Below are 19395 nucleotides of genomic sequence, written 5' to 3'. Positions count from 1 at the left end.
CCACTGGAGATACTCGATGCAGCACGAAGAGACTGCGGCGAGCTGCGCCAACGAAGCCGTCGCCGCGCTGCGCGCCGCACTCGGCGCGGACATCGTGAGCCTGCCGGACGAATTCGGCGGGCGGCAGTTCGCGGACTGGAGCGGCACGCCGTCGACCGAACCGGTGGCGCTGATCCGTCCGCGCACGACCGAAGAAGTCGCCACCGCGCTCAGGATCTGCCATCAATTCCGCCAGCCGGTCGTCACGCAGGGCGGCATGACCGGCCACGCGGGCGGCGCCTGCGTGCTCGGCGGCGAAGTCGCGCTGAGCGTCGAGCGGATGAACGGCGTCGTCGAGATCGATCCGGTCAGCGCGACGCTGACCGTGCTCGCGGGCACCCCGCTGCAGGTCGTTCAGGAAGCGGCCGATCACGCCGGCTTCATGTTCGCGCTCGACCTCGGCGCGCGCGGCAGCTGCACGATCGGCGGCAACATCGCCACCAACGCGGGCGGCAATCGCGTGATTCGCTACGGCATGATGCGCGACCAGGTCCTCGACGTCGAAGCGGTGCTCGCCGACGGCAGCGTGATCGGCGGCCAGCGCAAGATGATCAAGAACAATACCGGCTACGATCTGCGCAACCTGCTCGCGGGCAGCGAAGGCACGCTCGCGGTCATCACACGCGCGGTGCTGCGTCTGCGCGCCAAACCGCGCGCGATCTCGACCGCATGGTGCGGGATGCCAAACTACGCGGCCGTGACCACGCTGCTGGGCCGCGCGCAGGAGCGGCTGCCGGCCGGGGTGTCCGCGTTCGAGGTGATGTGGCCGAGCTATTGCGATTTCGTGCGGCAACGCCTGCCCGAGCTGCGCGTGCCGCTCGCGAGCGATCACGCTTTCTACGTGCTGCTCGAGAGTTGCGGCGCGGACCCTGAGCGGCAGTCGGCGGCTTTCGAGGAGTTTCTCGCCGACATGCTCGACGCGGGCGTGATCGCCGATGCGGCGATCGCGCAATCGGACGCGGACGCCGCGGCGTTCTGGGCGATTCGCGATGCGCCAGCCGAATATCCGCGCCTGATCCCGGGACGCATTTCGTTCGACATCAGCTTCGCGGTGGCGCAGGCGGGCGATGCCGCGCAGCGTTGCGACGAGCGACTGCGCGCGCGCTGGCCGCAAGCGACGATTCTCGTGTACGGCCATCTCGGCGACGGCAATCTGCACGTGGTCGTGCAGGAGCCGGGCTGGACCGACGACGCCATTGCCGAGGTCAAACGCGTCGTCTATGAACTGACGGGGGAAATGGGCGGCTCGGTATCGGCCGAGCATGGGATCGGCGAAGAGAAGCTGAGCGTGCTCGGTCTGTCACGCTCGCCGGCCGAACTCGCTGCGATGAAAGCGATCAAGCTCGCGCTCGATCCGCACAATATCCTGAACCCCGGCAAGGTGATCGCGGGGTAGTGTGCATGGGGCGTTGGCGTCACGCCCCGCTTCAAACGTCTTCACCGGTCGCGAATACGCTGTTTTCAGGCTCCGTCTGTTCGACGTCGATGCACTGCACGCGCCAGTGGCCGGTCATCAGGTCGCGGCAGCGTTCGCCGCACCACTGCACGCGTCCGATCTCGCTTTCGAACGGCCCGTCGACCTGATTCAGATCAAGTCCCTCGAGCACGCAGACCGGCACGGCGCTGTGCGGACCGCAAACCAGCGTATTGCCGCAATCCACATGCAGCGTGCCCCATTCGGGCAGTTCGACCCCAAAGTGACCTTCGCGCGACCATTGCCGCGTGTCCTTGTCGAGCCAGAGAATGGCGAAGGCATCGGGTTGACACGATCGAACGTGTCGAGATGAACGGTCAAACGCATGATGACTCTCCGCTACGTGAAAAACTGATCCTGCTCTATTGACTAAGTACCCATAGCACCAGCGTGTGCGCATCCTCGGCCGACAGCGGCCCGCCGCGCTCGGCTGCCGGCGGCATCGGCGTATCGCCCCAATGCGCCTTGCCGCCGAGCCGCAGCTTGTGCTCGAGCATCGCCTGCGCGTCGGGCGAATTGCGATAGCGCTCCGCGATCTGCTGGAACGACGGCGCGAGAAACGGCGCATCGCGCGTATGGCAAAACATGCAGTGCTGCTGATCGACCAGCGCGCTCGGCTCGGGTTCGCCATAAGCGAGGCCGGTCGTCAGCGCCGACGCCGCGCACATCAGCAGACAATTTCGGATTTGCGCAATCACGGCACGTGCTCCCGCATCAGGAATAAGATCAGTGTAGGGACGCCGAAATGGGCTTTATTGACCTCGATCAAACGGCCCACGGCGCCGACCGATCGCGCGACACAATGGCGCACCCAGGCCGTTGAAGGCGGCCGCGCGCCGGTGGCCGCCAACGCGTCCGAAGGAGGACCCGATGCGAGCGATGGTGTTCGATGGCAGCTCGGCGATGCTGGCCGAGCGCGAAGTGCCGGATCCGCGGCCCGGTGCCGGCGAGATTCTGATCGACGTTCATGCCTGCGGCGTGTGCCGCACGGACCTGCATCTGGTCGACCGCGAACTGGAGCATCCGAAACGGCCGGTGATTCCGGGCCACGAAATCGTCGGTGTGGTGGCGGAGTTGGGCGCGGGCGTGACCGGCTTCGCGGTGGGTGAACGGGTCGGCGTGCCGTGGGTCGGGCGTACCTGCGGCCACTGCCGCTACTGTCTGTCCGCTCGCGAGAACCTTTGCGACGACGCGGGCTTCACCGGCTACACGATCGACGGCGGCTACGCCGAGCGCACGGTCGCCGATAGCCGCTACTGCTTCCATCTGCCGTCGCACTACAGCGATATCGAGGCCGCGCCGCTGCTGTGCGCGGGTCTGATCGGCTATCGCACGCTGAGCATGGCGGGCGACGCCGAACGGATCGGCATCTACGGCTTCGGCGCGGCCGCGCATCTCGTCGCGCAGGTCGCGCGTCATCAGCAGCGTAGCGTCTATGCGTTCACGCGTCCCGGCGATCATGCGGCCCAGCAACTCGCGCTGCGACTCGGCGCGGCGTGGGCCGGCGGCAGCGACGAGGCGCCGCCCGTCGAACTCGACGCGGCGCTGCTGTTCGCGCCGGTCGGCGCACTCGTGCCGCGGGCGTTGCAGTCGGTCGCGAAAGGCGGTGTGGTGGTGTGCGGCGGCATCCACATGAGCGACATTCCCTCGTTCCCGTACGCGTTTCTGTGGGGCGAGCGACGCGTCGTGTCGGTCGCGAATCTGACCCGCGACGATGGGCTTGCGTTCATGCGCAGCGCTGCCGAAATCCGGTTCACGATCGAGACGACCACTTACCCGTTGCGCGACGCGAACCGCGCGCTCGACGATCTGCGCAATGGCAGGCTCACCGGCGCGGCCGTGCTCGCGGTTCGTTGAGGCTTGATGCAGATCAAGACGTCGTCCGCCTCGGCGGTCATGATTTAAGCGCGAACCGATGGGTTCCTGCCGCCGCTGGCCGTCGCGCGGGGCGACGATCCGAGGAAAGCCGATGACCACTCCGACTGAGCGCAACACCTTCCACCGCGTGATGATCGCGTCCGCGGGCGGCACCGGACTGCCGTCCGGCACGCGCGCCGCCCAGCGGTTCGCCGCCGCGGATGCGCGCTTTCGTCTCGTCGATATCGTCTGCAATCCCGCCGCGCTTTATCCGACGCTGATGCTCAGCTATCCCGACTGGTGCGAGGCGCATCGCGCGATGCTGCACGGCGCGCAGGCCACGCTGCGCGATGCGGTGCTCGCGTTGCGCGGCGTCGTCGCGGCGACCGATGCGGAGATCGTTGACCTCACCGCCTTGCATCAGGGTGCGGCCGAAGCGCTCGCTCACGCGGCGGCGCAATGGGACGCGGATCTGATTGCGGTGGCCGCGCATCCGCGCGAACATCGCCGGGACAGCCGCATCGATCCCGAGGAACTGGTCGCGTCGACAGGGCGCCCGGTTCTGTATCTGCCGGCGAGCCCGGTCGGCGCGAGCGATGCGTCGGCGGCGAGCCGCGTGCTGGTCGCGATCGATGGCAGCGACACCGCGCTCGACGCGCTGCGCACCGCGCTCGCGGTCGCGCCGCCCGACGCGCACATCAAGGTCGTGTATGCGGCCGACGATCGCTTCGCGTGGTGCGAATGGCTGCCGTTCGAAGCCGTGTCGCAGCATCGCATCGATGTGTTGCGGCGCGGCGCGACGATGCTCGAACAAAGCCGGCGCGTGGCCGAAACGGCGTTGCTCGAGTTCGACGACGATTCCGGCGACGCGTCGACCGCGATCCTCGGCGAAGCGGAACGCTGGCACGCGGATCTGATCGTAATGGGCTCGCACGGTATGCGCGGCGCGCCGCATCCGTTGCCGGGACACGTGACTTCGCGCACGCTGCGCGACGCGGCTTGTCCCGTGCTCGTGTGTCCGCGCGGCGGATCATCGTGGCGGGGGGCCGCGGCACCGCGCGGCGAGTTCTCGGAGCCGTACCTGGGCAGCGCGGGTGGGCTGTTTTATCTGTAGCGGCGGCGCGCGGCGCGCGTCGAAAAATCCAACCTCAGTGGAGAGTCGGCATGTACCAGCATATTCTCGTCGCGCTCGATGGCAGCAGCTTCTCGAAGCGCGCGCTCAAAGAAGCGGTGAAACTCGCCGCGTTGACGAAGGGCGTCGTGCATCCGGTTTATGTGGTCGACAAGACCCCGCTGTTTTCCTATGCCGGCTACTACGACCCGATGGCGCTGACCGAAGCGCTGCGCCAGGACGGCCGCTCGGTGCTCGACGATGCCGAGCAGACCTGCGTCGACGCCGAGGTGCCATGCCGCACCGAGCTGATCGAATCGGACAGCCTGTCGGACGACGTCGCCAGTATCGTGCTGCGCCACGCCGAGCAGATCCACGCCGACGTGATCGTGATGGGCACGCATGGACGGCGCGGCGTGCGGCGCCTCGTGATCGGCAGCGTGGCGGAGCGCGTGCTGCGTTTCTCGCGCTGTCCGGTGTTGCTCATGCGCGTGCAGAGCGAGGAGGAGGCGCCAGCGCCGTAACTCCGCGCCACAACGTGGCGAGCGTTACGCGAGGGCGTCGGCCGGGATCTGGATCGAGATCCTGAAGCCAGTGCCGGGCGAGCTGATGAACGAGACAGTGCCGCGCAACTGCCGCACGCGTTCGCGTATGCCGACCAGACCGAACGAATTCTTTGCCGGCGGCTGATCCAGTGCGACGCCCACGCCATCATCGTCGATATCGAGCGAGATGATGGGTCCGTCGCAGACCAGGTCGATGCGCACGCGCCGTGCGTTCGCGTGCCGTGCGACGTTCGTCAACGCCTCCTGGACGATGCGAAACAGCGCCGTCGCCGCGAATTCGCCGAATTCCGGTTCGGCCGGCTCCAGATGAACGCTTGCCCGCACGCGGTAGCGCTTCGTGAAGTCTTCGACCAGCCAGTCGAGCGCGGCGGCAAGCCCGAGGTCGTCGAGCAGCGGGGGCCGCAGGTCGGCGGCGATGCGCCGCAGCGACGCGGCCATCCAGTCGATCTGCGTTTGCAGTTCATGCGTTTGCGCGGCGAGCGGCGCGGTGGCGGTCTGCTTGTTCAGGTTCGCTTCGAGCAGCGCGACGCTCATTTTTAGCGCGGTCAGCCGTTGGCCGAGGTCGTCGTGCAGTTCGCGTGCGATCCGTTTTTGCTCGTTTTCACGGGCGATCTGCACGTGGGTGGATACTTCGCTCGCACGTTCGAGTTCCGCGAGGCGCATGCGCTCGGTCAGGTCGCGCGTGACCTTGGCGAAGCCGAGCAAGGCGCCCGACGCATCGTGCACGGCGGAGACGACCACGTTGGCCCAGAAACGCGAGCCGTCGCGCCGCACGCGCCAGCCTTCGTCCTCGGTGCGGCCGACGGCGGCAGCGGTTTCCAGTTCGCGGGCGGGCTTGCCGGCCGCGATGTCTTCGGGGGTATAGAACTTCGAGAAATGCTGGCCGATGATTTCTTCGGGCGTATAGCCCTTGATGCGCTGTGCGCCGGGATTCCAGCTCGTCACCCGGCCGGCGGGATCCAGCATGAAGATGGCGTAGTCCTGAACCGCTTCGACCAACATGAAATAGCGATCCTCGACGGGCACGTCCGACACGGACGCCGCACCAGCGCGGCGCGAAGACTCGCCACTCGACACACCCATCGCTCCTCCATGCGGTCCGGCAAGGTCGCGCACCGCGAGTCACTGAGTTATATCAGTTCGGGAGCGCTTGTTCCACCCGGCATGTCGTGAGAACGAATGGGACGCGAGCGTCGAGCCCGGCGCTCAGACTCGCCCCAGGCCTTCCGCGTCTTCGATGCGGATGGTTTTGCCGTTCGCCTGCACGAGGCGCTCGCGCTGGAACTTCGAGAACATCCGGCTCACGGTTTCGAGCTTCATGCCCAGAAAGCAGCCGATCTCCTCGCGCGTCATGCGCAGATGAAACTCCGCGCCGGAAAAACCGCGCGCCTTGAAGCGCTTCGACAGGTTCAGCAGAAACGTCGCGACCCGCTGTTCGGCGCTCATCGTGCCGAGCAGCATCATCTGGCTCGATTCGCGGACGATTTCGCTGCTCATCATCTGATAGATGTGATGCTGCATCGGCTTCATCTCGCGGCAGATCGCCTCGAGCTGCGTGAACGGAATGATGCACACGACGCTGTCTTCGAGCGCGATCGCATCGCAATTCTGCTTGCCACCGCAGATTCCGTCGAGGCCGAGCGTGTCGCCGGCAATCTGGAAACCGGTCACGTGCTCGCGGCCGTCGCGATGCATGACCACGGTCTTGAACGACCCGGCGCGGATCGCGTAGATGCTTTGAAACGGGTCGGCCGCGCGATACAGCGCCTCGCCACGTTTGATCGAGCGCGTCGAGCAGATTACCTCGTCGAGTTGGGCGAGTTGGTCGGGTGTCAGCTCAGGTGGCATGCAGATCTGGCGCATCGCGCAGGCGGAACAGCGCGGCGTGGCGTGGCGTGGCGCGGCGCCGCGCGGCATCACGTGGATCGGCACGGCGCGCGAGGCGCGAGGCGCGTCGTGACGGGGTTCACAGGCTGCTGCAACTTGCATGATCGGCTCCAGGCGGACAGGCCGATTGCGCGCGACGCACGTACGCAATCGCTTCGATGGCATGGCAGGCGAGGATGAACTCCGAGGTTTTGTCGAAGAAGAAGTCGGCGCCTGCCGCTTCGCACGCGCGGCGAAACGGCGTCGCGCAGTGATTGGTCAGCACGATACTGACGATGGACGGCCTCACCCGCGCGAGCGCCGCGAGCAGCGCAAGGTTGGTCTTGCCGGAGAAACACGGGTCCAGCACCGCGACATTGGCGCGGCTCGCGACGATGATGTCGAACGCGTGCTCGACGCCAGTGGATTGCCCGGCGATTTCGATGCCGGGAATCAGCGCGATCAGGCGCGCAAACCGGCGCCGGACGTCGGTCGCGTCGTCGACGAGGAACACTCTCGATCCGGTGGCTGACATGGTGGTGTCCATGCCGACCAGTATTGGCGACTTGATCTCAAAAAAGTATCGGCGGGGCTTTAAGTGTTACCAGGAGTTCAGGTAGTCGTTGTAGGAATATTCCTAGTGAGGGGCGCAAGCGGCGGCGGGTTACAGGTCGGCTTCGTCGTCGAACAGCTTGTGGCGGATCGCATAGCGAACGAGGCCGTTCTCGTTCGGCATCTGCATTTTGTCGAGGATGCGCGTCTTGTGCGTGCTGATCGTCTTCACGCTGACGCAGAGTTCGTTGGCGATCTCGGTGATGCTCTGGCCCGCGACGATGCGCCGGAACACCTCGAATTCGCGATCGGACAGCCGCTGATGCGGCAACGCGTCGGCAGGCTCGTTCAGTGCCTGCGCAAAGCGCTCGGCCATCGCGAGGCTGACATAGACGCCACCGGCCGCGATTTTCGTCACCGCGCCGACCAGTTCCGCGCTGGCGCTTTCCTTGGTCAGATAGCCGGAGGCACCGGCCTTGAACGCGCGCACCGCGTATTGCTGCTCGGCATGCATGGTCAGCACGAGAATTCGCAGCTCGGGTTTTTCGTCCTTGATCTGCTTGATCAGCTCGATGCCGTTGCGCCCCGGCATCGACAGATCGAGCACCAGCACATGCGCGTGCGTCGCGCGGATCAGGGCGAGCGTCGTCGCGCTGTCGCACGCTTCGCCGGCCACCTCGAAGCCGCTCGCCTGCTGCAGAATATGGCGTAGCCCGTCGCGCACGAGCGTGTGGTCGTCGGCCAGCAACACCTTGATCATGGGGCGATCTCTTTCTGTCGCATCGATTGCAAGGGGAACGTAACCGTCAGCGCGCAGCCGCGCGTTGCTTGCCCACGGGCGGCGGTGCCGCGGCCATTATCCGCTTTCCGCGGCCGGCGGTGCGGGCCGTTCGTATGCCGTGTCGGTTCGAGGGGCGGTGTTGTCCGGTGTTTTCCGTGTTGGGCGCGCGCGGCAGGCCGTTGACCTGCGTCAAGCCGCAGAGCGGCGCGCGCCCCACACTGTCGTTGCAGACGCACGCTGGCACCACTTCGGGTCATGCCAGCGCTTTCAGAGGGAGTCCAACATGTACCAACGAATTCTGGTGGCGCTCGACGACAGTCCCAGCGCGCAGCGCGCATTTGACGAGGCGCTGAAGCTCGCGAAGCTGACGGGCGCGACACTCGAAGCCTGCTGCGTGGTCGGGCACGGCAAGTGGTCGGACACTGCCGACGCGGCTTTCGAGCCGGAACCGGCGACCGCGGCGCAGGAATTCGCCAGCCGCGCGCTCGATGCGCCGCGCGAGATGATGCGCGAAGCGCAGGTGCCTGGCGGCGTGCGCGTGATCGACGCCTACGCGGAAAGCGTGTCGGCGGTGCTCGCACGCGTCGCCGATGAAATCGAGGCGGATCTGATCGTGATGGGCACGCACGGCCGGCAGGGCGTGCAGCGCTTTTTTGTCGGCAGCGTCGCGGAGTCGCTCGTGCGCTCGACCGACATACCCGTGCTGATCGTGCGCCATCAGCCCGCTGGGCAGGAGCAGTCCTAAGAGCGGTCCTGACGCGTGGCGCCGCGGCGCAATGGTGCAAGCGCGCCGCGGCCTCGGCGCACGAGTGAGGTTTTGGCCGCTCAGGTGAGCTCGTTTTCGGCGCCGGCAGGCATGGCTTCCCCGCGAGCCGCGCCGCCCGCGTGCGCCGGAATCAGCAGCACCGGGCAAGTGGCGCTGCGCAGCACGCGCTCGGCGACGCTGCCGAGCATCAGCCGTCGCACACCACGTCGACCGTGCGTGCCCATCACGATCGCGTCGGCGCGCCATTCGAGCGCTGCCGCGACGATGCGCTGCGCGACGTCTTCGCCGGTGAGCGCCGCCTCCACCGTGCGGGCCGTGCCCTTGACGCCGCGCGCGGCCATCTGGCTCTGGGCGTCGGCCGCGATCCGCTTGCCTTCCTCGAAATAGGCGTCCTGGATCACGCAAGGGTCGAAGCCGGGCGCGTCGTAGGCGATGACGGGCACGTCGATCACGTAGAGCGGCATCAGCTCGGCGCCGGATTCGGCGGCAAGGGTCAGGGCGGCATCGAAGGCGCGGGAGGCGGTGTCGCTGCCGTCGAGCGCGACCAGTAGGCGGTGAAACATGGCGGTCTCCTCGAACGCGAACCTCAGTGGGACAACAGCACCGGCACGGTCATCGACTCGAGCATCGTGCGCGTCGCCCCGCCCAGTACGACTTCGTGCAGACGCGAATGCGCGTACGCACCCATCACGATCAAGTCGCACCCGAGCTCGTCCGCCTGCGAGAGCAGCACGTCGCCGACCGGTGTGTCGGCTTCGATGCTCAGATCGCGCACGTCGATCTTCACGCCGTGACGCGCGACGGTGAGCGCGATATCGGCGCCCTGAACCGTGTCGCGCGGTGGCCGATCGCCCGGCGAATGAACCGTCAGTAGCGTGACTTTGGCCGCGTGCGCGAGAAACGGCAGTGCGTCGTGGATCGCACGGGTGGCCTCACGGCTGCCGTCCCACGCGATCAGCACGTGCCGCCCGGGCGGCGCGAAGGTGCCTGCCGACGGCACCAGCAACACCGGCCGTCCGGCCGACAGCACGATGTGCTCGACGAACTGTTCGGCGACGAACGCCTCGGGATCGACCGGATCGGTCTGCCCGAGCACGATCAGATCGGCCAGACGCGCGTACGGCGGCACGACGTCGTTCGCATAGCCGTTCGCGGCGATCCACTGACCGTCGACGTTCGCGCGCGCAAGCTCCGCGCGAAACAGCCGCTCGAGCGCGCCGGCGCGCTCGAGCCGCAGGCGTTCATGCTCCGCGTAGTAGTCGGCGGTGCCGGCCATCACGAAGAACGCGTGACGCGGTGGCACGTATGTCGAAAACAGGCCGGTCAGCGTCGCATGGAAGCGGTGCGCCAGATGCAACGCGATCTCGAGCCGAGGATGCGCACGAACGCTCGTATCGAGGTGAACGAGAATGCTTTTGTAGCTCATCGCCGGGACTCCGTGACAGAACATGGGAACGGGCGCGAGCCCGTCGTCACATGGAGTCTATGGGCCCGGTGGGCGCGGCTGTTGACCCAGATCAAGCAGCGGCCGTCGCGCGCTCAATACCGTGGCGGGCGCGCTCGATGTTTGCAACCGCTGCTGGCAATCCTATGCTGTGCTCTGGAGGGCCGCGATCATGGTTTGCGAATCCGATGCGCCGCGCGGGTGCGCCGGCTTACCCTGGAGCGTGACGATGTCCGGACAACCCGAAGGCTGGTTCGATTGCACGGAGGCGTATCAAGCCGCGCAGAGCGCCGCTCGACAGTACGCGGAGTGGTTCGAGCAGGCCAATCGGGCCTGCGCCGCCTGGTATGCGTGGTGGCAGGCGGCCTACGGCATCGCGCCGGGCGTCGCGCCGCTCGCGGGCGGCCTGAGCGCGTGGTGGTGGACCTCGCAGAACGCGCTGCCGTTCGCGGGCGTCGTTTAGCGGTGCGAGTCGGCGAAGCTGGCGGGCTTACCGTCAATGGCAGTCAAGGCAAGGAGGAGTTCAGATGGGAACGGATCGCGTGGCATTGGTCACAGGCGGGATGGGCGGCTTGGGCACGGCGGTCAGCCGGGCGCTTCATGACGCGGGGATGACGGTCGCGGTGTCGCACTCGAAGCACAACGATCGCGTGTCGAGCTGGCTGCAGGGCGAGCGCGACGCGGGTCGCGAGTTTCACGCGTACGAAGCCGACATCGCCGACTTCGATTCATGCGCGCGCTGCGCGCAAAGCGTTCTCGGCGAGCTGGGCGCGGTCGACGTGCTGATCAATAACGCGGGCATCACGCACGACACGAGCTTCGCGAAGATGAGCAAGGAGCACTGGGACGCCGTGTTGCGCACCGATCTCGACGGTCTGTTCAACATGACCAAGCCGCTGCTGGGCGGCATGCTCGAGCGGCGCCACGGCCGTATCGTCAACGTGGGGTCGGTCAATGGTTCACGCGGCGCCTACGGGCAAACCAATTATTCGGCGGCCAAGGCGGGCGTGCATGGCTTCACGAAAGCGCTGGCGCTCGAAACCGCGAAGCACGGCGTCACGGTGAACACGGTGTCGCCCGGATATCTGGCGACCGCGATGGTCGAAGCGGTGCCGCGCGAGATTCTCGACGCGAAGATCCTTCCCCAGATTCCGGTCGGACGGTTGGGGCGTCCGGATGAAGTGGCGGCCTTGATCGCGTTTCTGTGCTCAGAGCAGGCGGCTTTTATCACCGGTGCCGATATCGCGATCAATGGGGGCATGCATATGCATTGAGGGGAGGGCGGCGCATGCACCTTCGCCGCGCTTGACGCACGTCAATGACCACTTTTCACGGAAGAACAAGATAAGGCCATAGCGAGCGCCTGCATCTGGATTGACACGCAACAGGCCCGCTCGATGTTCGCAACGGGAGGCGAGGATGGGCATCGGCATGCAGATCGTCTATCTCGGCTTCGCGGGCTCGGCACCGCTCGAAGCGGAAGCGGGTGTGCAACTGGTGCGTCTCGCGCGGTTTGGCGCGCGCGTGGCGAACTGCCACCTCGCCATCGAGGCGTTGCGTCCGGGATCGGCTCGTCCGCTGTATGACGTGCGGCTCGATCTGGTCACGCCAGCGCATGAACTCAGGCCCGTCGCGCATTGCGCGGGCGACGACGCTGCGGCGGCCATCCGCTGCGCGTTCGATGAGGCGGAGAAGGCGCTCGAAACGGCGGCCGCGATAGAGCGTGGCCACTGAGCAAACCGAAATTAAATCTGGCGAATCTCAGGGTTCAATCGCCAACGACATCCGTCCTACATCGGATTTTGACGTCGGCATGCATGCAATATCTCGTTGACTGCGAATGCTCCTCTCACGGTCTGCACATTCTGCAGGACGCACACGTGATACGCTCTTTCGCGCGGCAAAAGCATTGCGCCATTTCTGTAAAGCGCGTCGCACGAGTCGCTAATCGCGCGAGCCGCGAAGCTGCTTTGACTGTTTCCCAACGAATGCAGAATGCATTGATCGTAGTCTGGACTATTACCGCCGTACGCGAGGGCCGCGAGCGGGGTGGCGAGCGTTATCGAGAGAAACAGATTGGCCAGTTTGAGCATGATTGTGCGAGAGAATCCCGAAAATTGACGGGCAGGGAATCGTAACACGCCGCATCCCGAAACGACGGGCGCATTACATAAAGCGCGAATATTGCCTTTATCGTTGATATGCCATGTCACCACTATTGCCTTATCCGAATTGTCGGTAGTTCGCGCGGCGATACTCACTGAATGAGTCAGGTTATCTAAATCTCGCTATCATGCGTTGCCAACGAATCCCTCCTTAACCAACGCGCCATGAAACTCTATTTCAGCCGCAACTATAATCCGCGTCTTGCCGTTGCCGTGGCGCGCTATTTGAATTCGCCGGTCGAGTTTGAATTCGCATCCCCCTTTTCGCCGGGTGAGCGCGAAAAGTTCATCAAGCTCAATCCAAACTTGAGCCTGCCCATTCTTGTCGAGGGAAAGGCGACGCTGTGGGAGGCGGATGCGATCGCCTGCCGGCTTTCGCACCTCGCCGGGTCGGACTTCTGGCCGACAGGCAACGCCATGCCAGACCTCGTGCGCTGGATCAGTTGGGGCTACTGGAATTTCGTGCGCGCCTGCGATCAGGTTCATTTCGAACGGGTGACCAAGCAGCGCTACGGTCTCGGGCCGGTCAGGCACGAGTTAGTCGAGGCGGGGCTGCGTGAATTCGCCTCCTCGGCCGCGATTCTGGAACAGCATCTCGCGGGCCGCGACTGGCTCGTCGGCGGCGAGGTCACCTATGCAGATTTTCGCGTCGCGTGTGTGCTCCCGTTCGCGGAACTCGCCGGCCTGCCGCTCGCCGATTTTTCGCGTGTCGAAGCCTGGCACGCGCGGCTCATGCAGATCCCCGCCTGGAAGGATCCATTTGCAGGGCTCGATGCGCCTGAACTACCTCCGGTCGGTGGATGATGTCCAATGCGGCGGCATCCTCGCGGGCAGTCTCGATCCAAGCTTCGAGAACTCGTAGAAACACGGGATACATAAGCGGACCGCATGTGTCGCGATCTAACCCACAGTGCCCGACGGAGAGTTGGATCCCACCCACCGGCCGCAGCGCACATGTCTGTCAACGAAGTCGCACTGGCCGCTATTTTCAACGGGTTGGGTGATCGCATACAGCGGCGCCACCGTTTGGCACGCACTTTGCCTTAATCCTCATCGAGGAGTGGCGACACCCTCAAAACACGCCCTGACATCGCTAACTGACTGATTTCCCCTTGGAGAATCGAAATGAACACGCTGGTAATCAAAGACCTCCCCGTGACCGTTGAAATGGATCGCACTGCAATGACCGCCGTCAGCGGCGGCAGGTTGCCGCAGCAGATCGCGAACATCATCCAGGCCGTTTCCGACTATGCAAACGACTCTCCTACCCAGCACAGTTTTACTGGCAGTGGGGCTTCAGTGACGTACTAACCGAAACACGGTGACTTCGTAGCTCAAGGCCCCCTCCAACGAGGGGCCGACTGCGCTTCACAACCAACCGTAAGCGAACGTCCACTGCTTTTGGCGGATTCAACCGGTCGATGCAATAGTTCGACACAACCCGTCCGCCCATCCTCTCGCGCCACGGGAAACACCACTGGCGACACGATTCGCACGGTTCGTCGCTTTCACCTCGAAACCGATCCAGCCACGACACAGACTGCAGCCATCGAGTGCGCTTTTCCTTGCAACGAGGGCCAGCATGTCATCGATCGTTGCGGTTCATATCGCCGCGGCAACCCTTTCTGTCATACTCGGGACAGCGGTGCTCGGGTCGAGAAATGGGTCCGCGCGCCACAAATGGCTCGGCCGTCTGTGGGCCGTAACGATGTTGGCGACGGCGCTCAGTTCGCTCGACATCCGGGAACTGGATCCAGGGCATTTTTCCTGGGTGCACGCGCTCTCATTGCTGACGTTTGTCAGCGTCGGGCGAGGGATCTGGGCCATCCGGCAAGGCAACGTGCGCGGTCACCAGTTCGCCATGCGCGGATCGTTTATCGGGCTGATCGTGGCTGGCATCGCCGCACTGGCTACGCCGCATCGCATCTTGAACCTGATCGTGACGGGTTGGATCGCATGATTCCCGGTACCCACATCAAGTTTCCCGTGGCGTCTGCAGGGTTGGGCATTACAGCGAAACAACTGCTGGCCGGGTTCGCACGCGAGGCGGTGCTCGTCGTCATCGGGAACGCATTGATTGCCGTCGCCCTGACTGGGGTCGGGATTGGCAGGAGCCTCGCCGAAAACCTCGTGTTCAGCGAGGCGATCGGGCTGTCAATCATGCTGCTGCACCATGCGGCCCGGTTTTATCTTCATCAGAGGAACGCACTGACTGGGCCGAGGCTGGCCGTGGCGACGGTGCTTGCCATCATCGCTGGAGCCGCGATCGGGCGCGGCCTCGCGAGCCTGCTACTCGGCATTGACATGAGCAAGGCGTTTTCTCCCAGACAGCTTGCCATCACCGGCTGGATCGCCCTGGTCGCGACGTTGCTGGTCACCTGGTATGGTTGGTCGCGCGCGAGAATCGCCGGTCTGAGCGAGGAAGTCGCGCGCACGGCGTGGCAGAAGGAAGCTGCCGAAAAAGCGGCGCTGTTCGCCCGTTTGCAGGCACTACAAGCGCAGATCGAGCCACATTTTCTCTTCAACACGCTCGCGACGCTGGATAGCCTGATTGCGTCCGATCCGCCCCGCGCGCGTGAACTGCTCGGCAGTCTCAACCGGTTTTTGCGAGCAACGCTGGAAGCGTCGAGAGCGGAAAGCGAGACCTTGTCCGTGCAGTTCGCGGTGCTGGAGTCGATGCTGGCCGTGCACGCGATGCGCCTCGGCCCGAGGCTCGAGTATTCCGTCGATCTTCCTCGCGATTGCGCGAGGCTTGCGGCGCCGCCCATGCTGTTGCAACCGCTGGTCGAAAACGCGCTGAAGCATGGCATTCAGGGGACGCTCGCGGGTGGGCGAATCGAGGTGAGCGCAAGGCGTGCCTCTGAACATGTGGAACTGACGGTGACCGACACGGGCGCCGGATTCGGTGCGACGCCGGCAACGCAAGGCACCGGCATCGGCCTCGCGAACGTGCGCAATCGGCTTGCCGCGCTTTATGGCGAGCGCGCTTCGCTGACCCTCATCGAAAACGTTCCGCACGGCATCGTTGCGAGCGTGCTGCTTCCCGTGTCTGACGGCGATCACCCGAATGGGCTGGCGGGCAGCCCATGAAACCTCACTCGCCCCGAAACGCGTCGCAGCATCAGGATGGCGCACCTCATGCGCCGGAGCAGTCTCGCATCCCCGTCGCGTTGATTGCGGAGGATGAACCGCTGATCGCGGCCGCACTGCAGCGGGAACTGGTGGCGGCATGGCCGGAGCTGCGCATCGCCGCGATGGTCGACAACGGGCACGACGCCATCGAGCAAATTGCCGCCTTGCAACCCGACGTCGCATTTCTCGATATCTCGATGCCGGGTGCCACGGGACTCGACGTTGCTCGCGCATGTGCAAATCTCCCCGCACCGCCGCAGATCGTGTTCGTGACCGCTTACGGCGAGTACGCGCTGGAGGCGTTTGACGCGGCGGCCATCGACTATCTGCTGAAGCCCGTCGATCCCGCGCGACTCGCGCGCGCGGTCGATCGCATACGCGGCCGACTTTCGCGGTCGTCAGCGGAGGCGGTGCCCGGCACGCACGTGCAGGCGGATCTGCAGCGCCTGATCGGCCAACTGGAGCAGATCACGCACGCCGTGCAACTCGAGAACCGCACGCGCGACACCGAACGTCGTGTGCCGCTACGCTATCTGCGCGCTTCCAGTGGGAACGACATCCGGATGGTGCCCGTGGAGGATGTGTTGTTCCTGGAAGCTGCCGACAAATATGTCGTCGTCACGACACGCACGGGGGAGCTGTTGATTCGCACGAGCCTCAAGGAGTTGTGCGGACAACTGGACCCGGCGCGCTTCTGGCAGGTGCATCGGAGTACGGTGGTGAACGTCGATCAGGTGGAGAGCGCGTCGGTGAGCGCACTCGGGAAAATGACACTCCGACTGCGCGGCCACAGCGGCGCACTTGCGGTCAGCAAACAGTATGCGCATCTGTTCCGGCAGATGTAACGGGAGGGGGATCGAGGCCGTAGGGCGTGGGTCCCGTGCCTCCTCATCCCTTGCCGAGTGGCGGCCGACTGGGAAAGCCCGCCATATTGCTCAGCTGGGCCAGTTCATTCGCAGCCTCGCGCAACTGGACGGAGTACTCGTGAATCTTCTCGGCGGTCAACCTCACCCGTGGACCGGCCAGACTGATTACGCCGACGCAGCGCGAGCCACTTACCACGGGCACCGCCACCGCTGACATGCGTGGCGCAAACACCTCGTCGATCATCGCGTAGCCACGCACACGCGCTGCGTGAAGGAAACCTAGCAGCGCCTTGAGCGTCGTCGGCGCATTGGGTCCGAACTCGTTCGGTTGTCCGAAGCCCTGCTTCAAAACGAGTGCCAGCGCCTGTTCGTCGGTCATCGTCATGAGCCACGCGTGTCCGGTCGACGTGCACGAAAGTCGCGCTGCCTGGCCCATGTCGGGATCGTAGCGAAACCCGACGCGCTGCCCATCCGCCTTACCCACCCAGATAATTGCCTCGCCGTCCACCAGCGACAGCCGCGCCAACTCACCAGTCTGCGCGGCGACGCGTTCGATGATCGGCTGGGCGATATCCGCGATGCCCGTCAGGCTCAGGAATTCGAGCCCATTCGACGTCATGCGCATCGTCAGAATGTAGCGGCTCTGATCGACCAGTTGCCTGACATAGCCGCCCTCGACGAGTTCGTTGAGCAGGCGGTGGCATGTGCTGCGCGGCAGAGACAAGGCGTCGGCAATGGTCACGAGGCCTGCGCCTTCGCCTTGCGATGCGAGCAAATCGAGAATTCTCAGGCCGTTTTTCAGCGACATCTGTTGTTATTCCCACAATACGAAACGGAGTTCCGCTGCGGAACGCCCCTCTTTGACAGCGCAAACAATAGCACTTGTTCGTCGCTAGAAACGGACGCTTCAACATACCGAGAATTGAGGAGACAACATGTCGTTTTTTGCTGACCCGGACCTCGCCGCGGCAGAACAGTCCGCGCAGGCCCAAGCGATGGCGCGTCGCGCGGTGGCCGGCGCGACCGTCGGTACGGCGCTCGAATGGTTCGACTTCGCGTTGTATGGCGTGGTCGCGGCCACGATCTTTCCGAAGCTGTTTTTTCCGTCTCTCGACCCGACCGCCTCGCTGCTGGCGTCGCTGGCGAGTTTCTGGGCCGGGCTCGCCGCGCGTCCGCTGGGCGCGGTGATCTGTGGGATGCTCGGCGACCGGTGGGGGCGCCGCAAACTGATGCTGGTCACTGTCTCGGTGATGGGCGCGTCGTCGTTCCTGATGGGACTGCTGCCGACTTACCACCAGGTCGGCATTCTCGCGCCTACGTTGCTGGTCTCATTGCGGATCATCCAGGGCTTCGCCCTTGGCGGGGAATCGACGGGCGCGCAATTGATGGCGGTCGAGCATGCCTCGGCTAACCGACGTGGTTGGTATTCGGGCCTGCTTGGCATCTGCTCGCCACTCAGCCAGATTCTCGCCAACTTCTCGCTCTTCACGCTGGCCGCGCTGCTTTCATCGGACGACTTCGATTCGTGGGGATGGCGAGTGCCGTTCCTCGCAAGCTTCGTCCTCGTGCTGCTGGGCATCTATATCCGCCGGAAGGTGAGCGAGACACCCGCCTTCGAGGCGCTCAGGAAGACAGGTGCTCCCACACGCGGCGCCAATCCGCTCGGCATCGTGTTCAAGTACCACTGGCGTACCGCGCTTCGCCTGACGCTGTTCTTTTGCGGGCCGGCTGCGCTGTTTTATCTGATCGTGGTTTTCTCTCTCAGCTATCTGACGAAGCACCTCGGTGTGCCCAAGCAGACAGGGTTCATGCTGTTGATGATCGCGAATGTCTGCGCCATCGTGGGCGCGCTGGCGGGCGGCTATCTCAGCGATCGGATCGGACGCAAACGCGCGCTGATGATCGGCTCGTTCTGCACGCTTATCTGCTGCCTGATCTATTTTCCGATTCTCAACCAGAACTCGATCGCCATGACAATGGCCGTGATGGGCGCGTTCCTCGGCTTCACACAGTTCCAGAGCGGCATCCAGCCGGTATGGTTCGCCGAGTCCTTTCCGACCGAAGCGCGATACACGGGGTCCGCACTGTCGTACTCGGGAGCCAACCTGCTCACCGGCGGTCCGATGCCGATTGTCGCTGTGGCGCTGCTGAATGCCTTTGACGGTTCCCCGTGGGCCATCGTCGCTGTGTGCGGCTCGCTGAACCTGCTGTCCTTTCTGATGATCGCGGTATCCCGGGAAACCAGAGGCACCGCCCTCGAACGCTCCTCTACACATTGAAACCATGACCCGCAAACTCTACATCCTCAATGGCTCCAACCTGAACATGCTGGGCGTAAGGGAGCCTCACATTTACGGCAGCACCACGTTGAAGGACATCGAACAGAACTGCCTGACGCTCGCCGACACGCTCAAGTTCGACTGCGTATTCCGTCAGACCAACAGCGAAAGCGAGTTGATCGACTGGATCCAGGAAGCGTTCCTGCAGGACGCCGCGCTGATCATCAATCCGGCCGGCTTTTCGTTCGGTCGGATTCCGGTGCTCGACGCGGTCAAGCTCGTTCGTCGGCCGGTGGTGGAATTGCATATCACCAACATACACGCGCGCTCGGAAGAATATCGTCACTCGACGATCTCGGTAGCGGCCACGGCCGTGATCTGCGGGGCAGGCGCAAATGGGTATCTGCTGGCGATCCGGGCGATTGATGATCTGTGGGGCAAGCAGAGCTGATCGGGCCCGTCAATTTGTGGAACAGGCGGGCGTCCCTTCACGAGGT

The 19395-nt window shown here is 64.7% G+C and carries 24 protein-coding genes and 1 pseudogene; 15 read left to right on the top strand and 10 right to left on the bottom strand.

What is annotated here, in order from left to right; translation table 11 throughout:
- Window positions 1-16: 16 nt before the first annotated feature.
- Window positions 17-1435 (top strand): FAD-binding oxidoreductase, encoded by a 1419-nt coding sequence (locus CI15_RS24165; RefSeq protein ID WP_062132265.1) that lies wholly within the window; start codon window positions 17-19, stop codon window positions 1433-1435.
- A gap of 31 nt (window positions 1436-1466) precedes the next feature.
- Here the strand turns inward: CI15_RS24165 and CI15_RS24160 are convergent.
- Together CI15_RS24160 and CI15_RS24155 are read right to left on the bottom strand one after the other, a co-directional pair.
- A pseudogene (locus CI15_RS24160) lies at window positions 1467-1840 on the bottom strand (DUF3564 domain-containing protein).
- Between the two features lie 35 nt (window positions 1841-1875).
- Window positions 1876-2181 (bottom strand): c-type cytochrome, encoded by a 306-nt coding sequence (locus CI15_RS24155; RefSeq protein ID WP_062132262.1) that lies wholly within the window; start codon window positions 2179-2181, stop codon window positions 1876-1878.
- A 202-nt stretch (window positions 2182-2383) separates the two neighbouring features.
- Here CI15_RS24155 and CI15_RS24150 point away from each other — a divergent pair, with 202 nt between their 5' ends.
- The 3 genes from CI15_RS24150 to CI15_RS24140 all read left to right on the top strand — a co-directional run bounded on the left by CI15_RS24150 (window position 2384) and on the right by CI15_RS24140 (window position 5005).
- Window positions 2384-3370 carry a zinc-dependent alcohol dehydrogenase family protein gene (locus CI15_RS24150; protein ID WP_062132259.1) on the top strand — a complete coding sequence of 329 codons (987 nt, stop codon included), beginning with the start codon at window positions 2384-2386 and terminating at the stop codon, window positions 3368-3370.
- A gap of 112 nt (window positions 3371-3482) precedes the next feature.
- The gene (locus tag CI15_RS24145) at window positions 3483-4484 is read left to right on the top strand and encodes a universal stress protein (protein WP_062132256.1); all 1002 of its coding nucleotides are present in this window, start codon (window positions 3483-3485) and stop codon (window positions 4482-4484) included.
- A 50-nt stretch (window positions 4485-4534) separates the two neighbouring features.
- Window positions 4535-5005: a universal stress protein gene (locus CI15_RS24140; protein WP_062132253.1), complete on the top strand. Its 471-nt coding sequence runs from the start codon at window positions 4535-4537 to the stop codon at window positions 5003-5005.
- Between the two features lie 24 nt (window positions 5006-5029).
- Here CI15_RS24140 and CI15_RS24135 read toward each other — a convergent pair whose 3' ends face one another.
- From CI15_RS24135 to CI15_RS24120, 4 genes are all read right to left on the bottom strand, one after another.
- Window positions 5030-6130 carry a PAS domain-containing sensor histidine kinase gene (locus CI15_RS24135; RefSeq protein WP_062132250.1) on the bottom strand — a complete coding sequence of 367 codons (1101 nt, stop codon included), beginning with the start codon at window positions 6128-6130 and terminating at the stop codon, window positions 5030-5032.
- A gap of 123 nt (window positions 6131-6253) precedes the next feature.
- Window positions 6254-7036, bottom strand: a complete 783-nt coding sequence (locus CI15_RS24130; RefSeq protein ID WP_062132247.1) for a helix-turn-helix domain-containing protein — start codon at window positions 7034-7036, stop codon at window positions 6254-6256.
- Complete coding sequence (locus CI15_RS24125; RefSeq protein WP_062132244.1) at window positions 7014-7460, bottom strand: response regulator; 447 nt, start codon at window positions 7458-7460, stop codon at window positions 7014-7016. The genes CI15_RS24130 and CI15_RS24125 overlap by 23 nt, the downstream gene beginning before the upstream one ends.
- Window positions 7461-7577: 117 nt before the next feature.
- Entirely contained in the window at window positions 7578-8225 is a 648-nt protein-coding gene (locus tag CI15_RS24120; protein WP_062132240.1) for a response regulator, read from the bottom strand.
- Window positions 8226-8529: 304 nt separating this feature from the next.
- On the opposite strand from CI15_RS24120, the gene CI15_RS24115 reads away from it, so the two are divergent.
- Window positions 8530-8991 (top strand): universal stress protein, encoded by a 462-nt coding sequence (locus tag CI15_RS24115; RefSeq protein ID WP_062132237.1) that lies wholly within the window; start codon window positions 8530-8532, stop codon window positions 8989-8991.
- A gap of 80 nt (window positions 8992-9071) precedes the next feature.
- On the opposite strand, the gene CI15_RS24110 is transcribed toward CI15_RS24115, so the two are convergent.
- Both CI15_RS24110 and CI15_RS24105 read right to left on the bottom strand, forming a co-directional pair.
- A complete protein-coding gene (locus CI15_RS24110) occupies window positions 9072-9575 on the bottom strand; it encodes a universal stress protein (protein ID WP_062132234.1) in 504 nt (167 codons plus the stop codon).
- Window positions 9576-9598: 23 nt separating this feature from the next.
- Entirely contained in the window at window positions 9599-10438 is an 840-nt protein-coding gene (locus CI15_RS24105; RefSeq protein WP_062132231.1) for a universal stress protein, read from the bottom strand.
- A gap of 247 nt (window positions 10439-10685) precedes the next feature.
- Between CI15_RS24105 and CI15_RS24100 the strand changes: the two genes are divergently transcribed.
- The 3 genes from CI15_RS24100 (at window position 10686) to CI15_RS24090 (ending at window position 12190) form a co-directional block, all read left to right on the top strand.
- Window positions 10686-10919, top strand: a complete 234-nt coding sequence (locus tag CI15_RS24100; RefSeq protein WP_241495914.1) for a hypothetical protein — start codon at window positions 10686-10688, stop codon at window positions 10917-10919.
- Window positions 10920-10983: 64 nt separating this feature from the next.
- Window positions 10984-11730: an acetoacetyl-CoA reductase gene (gene phbB, locus CI15_RS24095; RefSeq protein WP_062132228.1), complete on the top strand. Its 747-nt coding sequence runs from the start codon at window positions 10984-10986 to the stop codon at window positions 11728-11730.
- Between the two features lie 145 nt (window positions 11731-11875).
- Window positions 11876-12190, top strand: coding sequence for a hypothetical protein (locus CI15_RS24090; protein ID WP_062132225.1), 315 nt, complete (start codon window positions 11876-11878; stop codon window positions 12188-12190).
- 56 nt (window positions 12191-12246) lie between these two features.
- Here the strand turns inward: CI15_RS24090 and CI15_RS38085 are convergent, their stop codons facing one another.
- Window positions 12247-12549: a VF_A0006 family four-cysteine protein gene (locus tag CI15_RS38085; protein WP_062132222.1), complete on the bottom strand. Its 303-nt coding sequence runs from the start codon at window positions 12547-12549 to the stop codon at window positions 12247-12249.
- A gap of 237 nt (window positions 12550-12786) precedes the next feature.
- Here CI15_RS38085 and CI15_RS24080 point away from each other — a divergent pair, with 237 nt between their 5' ends.
- The 5 genes from CI15_RS24080 (at window position 12787) to CI15_RS24060 (ending at window position 16598) form a co-directional block, all read left to right on the top strand.
- Entirely contained in the window at window positions 12787-13425 is a 639-nt protein-coding gene (locus CI15_RS24080) for a glutathione S-transferase family protein (RefSeq protein WP_062132219.1), read from the top strand.
- A 321-nt stretch (window positions 13426-13746) separates the two neighbouring features.
- On the top strand, window positions 13747-13932 hold the full coding sequence (locus CI15_RS24075) for a hypothetical protein (protein WP_062132216.1): 186 nt from the start codon (window positions 13747-13749) through the stop codon (window positions 13930-13932).
- A gap of 271 nt (window positions 13933-14203) precedes the next feature.
- Window positions 14204-14581, top strand: coding sequence for a DUF2306 domain-containing protein (locus tag CI15_RS24070; RefSeq protein ID WP_062132213.1), 378 nt, complete (start codon window positions 14204-14206; stop codon window positions 14579-14581).
- Window positions 14578-15711 carry a sensor histidine kinase gene (locus CI15_RS24065; protein WP_062132209.1) on the top strand — a complete coding sequence of 378 codons (1134 nt, stop codon included), beginning with the start codon at window positions 14578-14580 and terminating at the stop codon, window positions 15709-15711. The genes CI15_RS24070 and CI15_RS24065 overlap by 4 nt, the downstream gene beginning before the upstream one ends.
- Window positions 15708-16598, top strand: coding sequence for a LytR/AlgR family response regulator transcription factor (locus tag CI15_RS24060; protein ID WP_082814283.1), 891 nt, complete (start codon window positions 15708-15710; stop codon window positions 16596-16598). Before CI15_RS24065 ends, CI15_RS24060 begins: the two co-directional genes overlap by 4 nt.
- Window positions 16599-16641: 43 nt before the next feature.
- On the opposite strand, the gene CI15_RS24055 is transcribed toward CI15_RS24060, so the two are convergent.
- Window positions 16642-17427 carry an IclR family transcriptional regulator gene (locus CI15_RS24055; RefSeq protein ID WP_062132203.1) on the bottom strand — a complete coding sequence of 262 codons (786 nt, stop codon included), beginning with the start codon at window positions 17425-17427 and terminating at the stop codon, window positions 16642-16644.
- Between the two features lie 127 nt (window positions 17428-17554).
- On the opposite strand from CI15_RS24055, the gene CI15_RS24050 reads away from it, so the two are divergent.
- Together CI15_RS24050 and CI15_RS24045 are read left to right on the top strand one after the other, a co-directional pair.
- Window positions 17555-18898 (top strand): MFS transporter, encoded by a 1344-nt coding sequence (locus CI15_RS24050; RefSeq protein ID WP_241495913.1) that lies wholly within the window; start codon window positions 17555-17557, stop codon window positions 18896-18898.
- A gap of 4 nt (window positions 18899-18902) precedes the next feature.
- Window positions 18903-19349, top strand: a complete 447-nt coding sequence (locus CI15_RS24045) for a type II 3-dehydroquinate dehydratase (RefSeq protein WP_062132201.1) — start codon at window positions 18903-18905, stop codon at window positions 19347-19349.
- Window positions 19350-19395 lie beyond the last annotated feature (46 nt).

Origin of the sequence: Paraburkholderia monticola (assembly GCF_001580545.1) — a bacterium.
Taxonomy (GTDB): domain Bacteria; phylum Pseudomonadota; class Gammaproteobacteria; order Burkholderiales; family Burkholderiaceae; genus Paraburkholderia; species Paraburkholderia monticola.
This window is presented reverse-complemented; position numbering and strand designations above follow the sequence as displayed.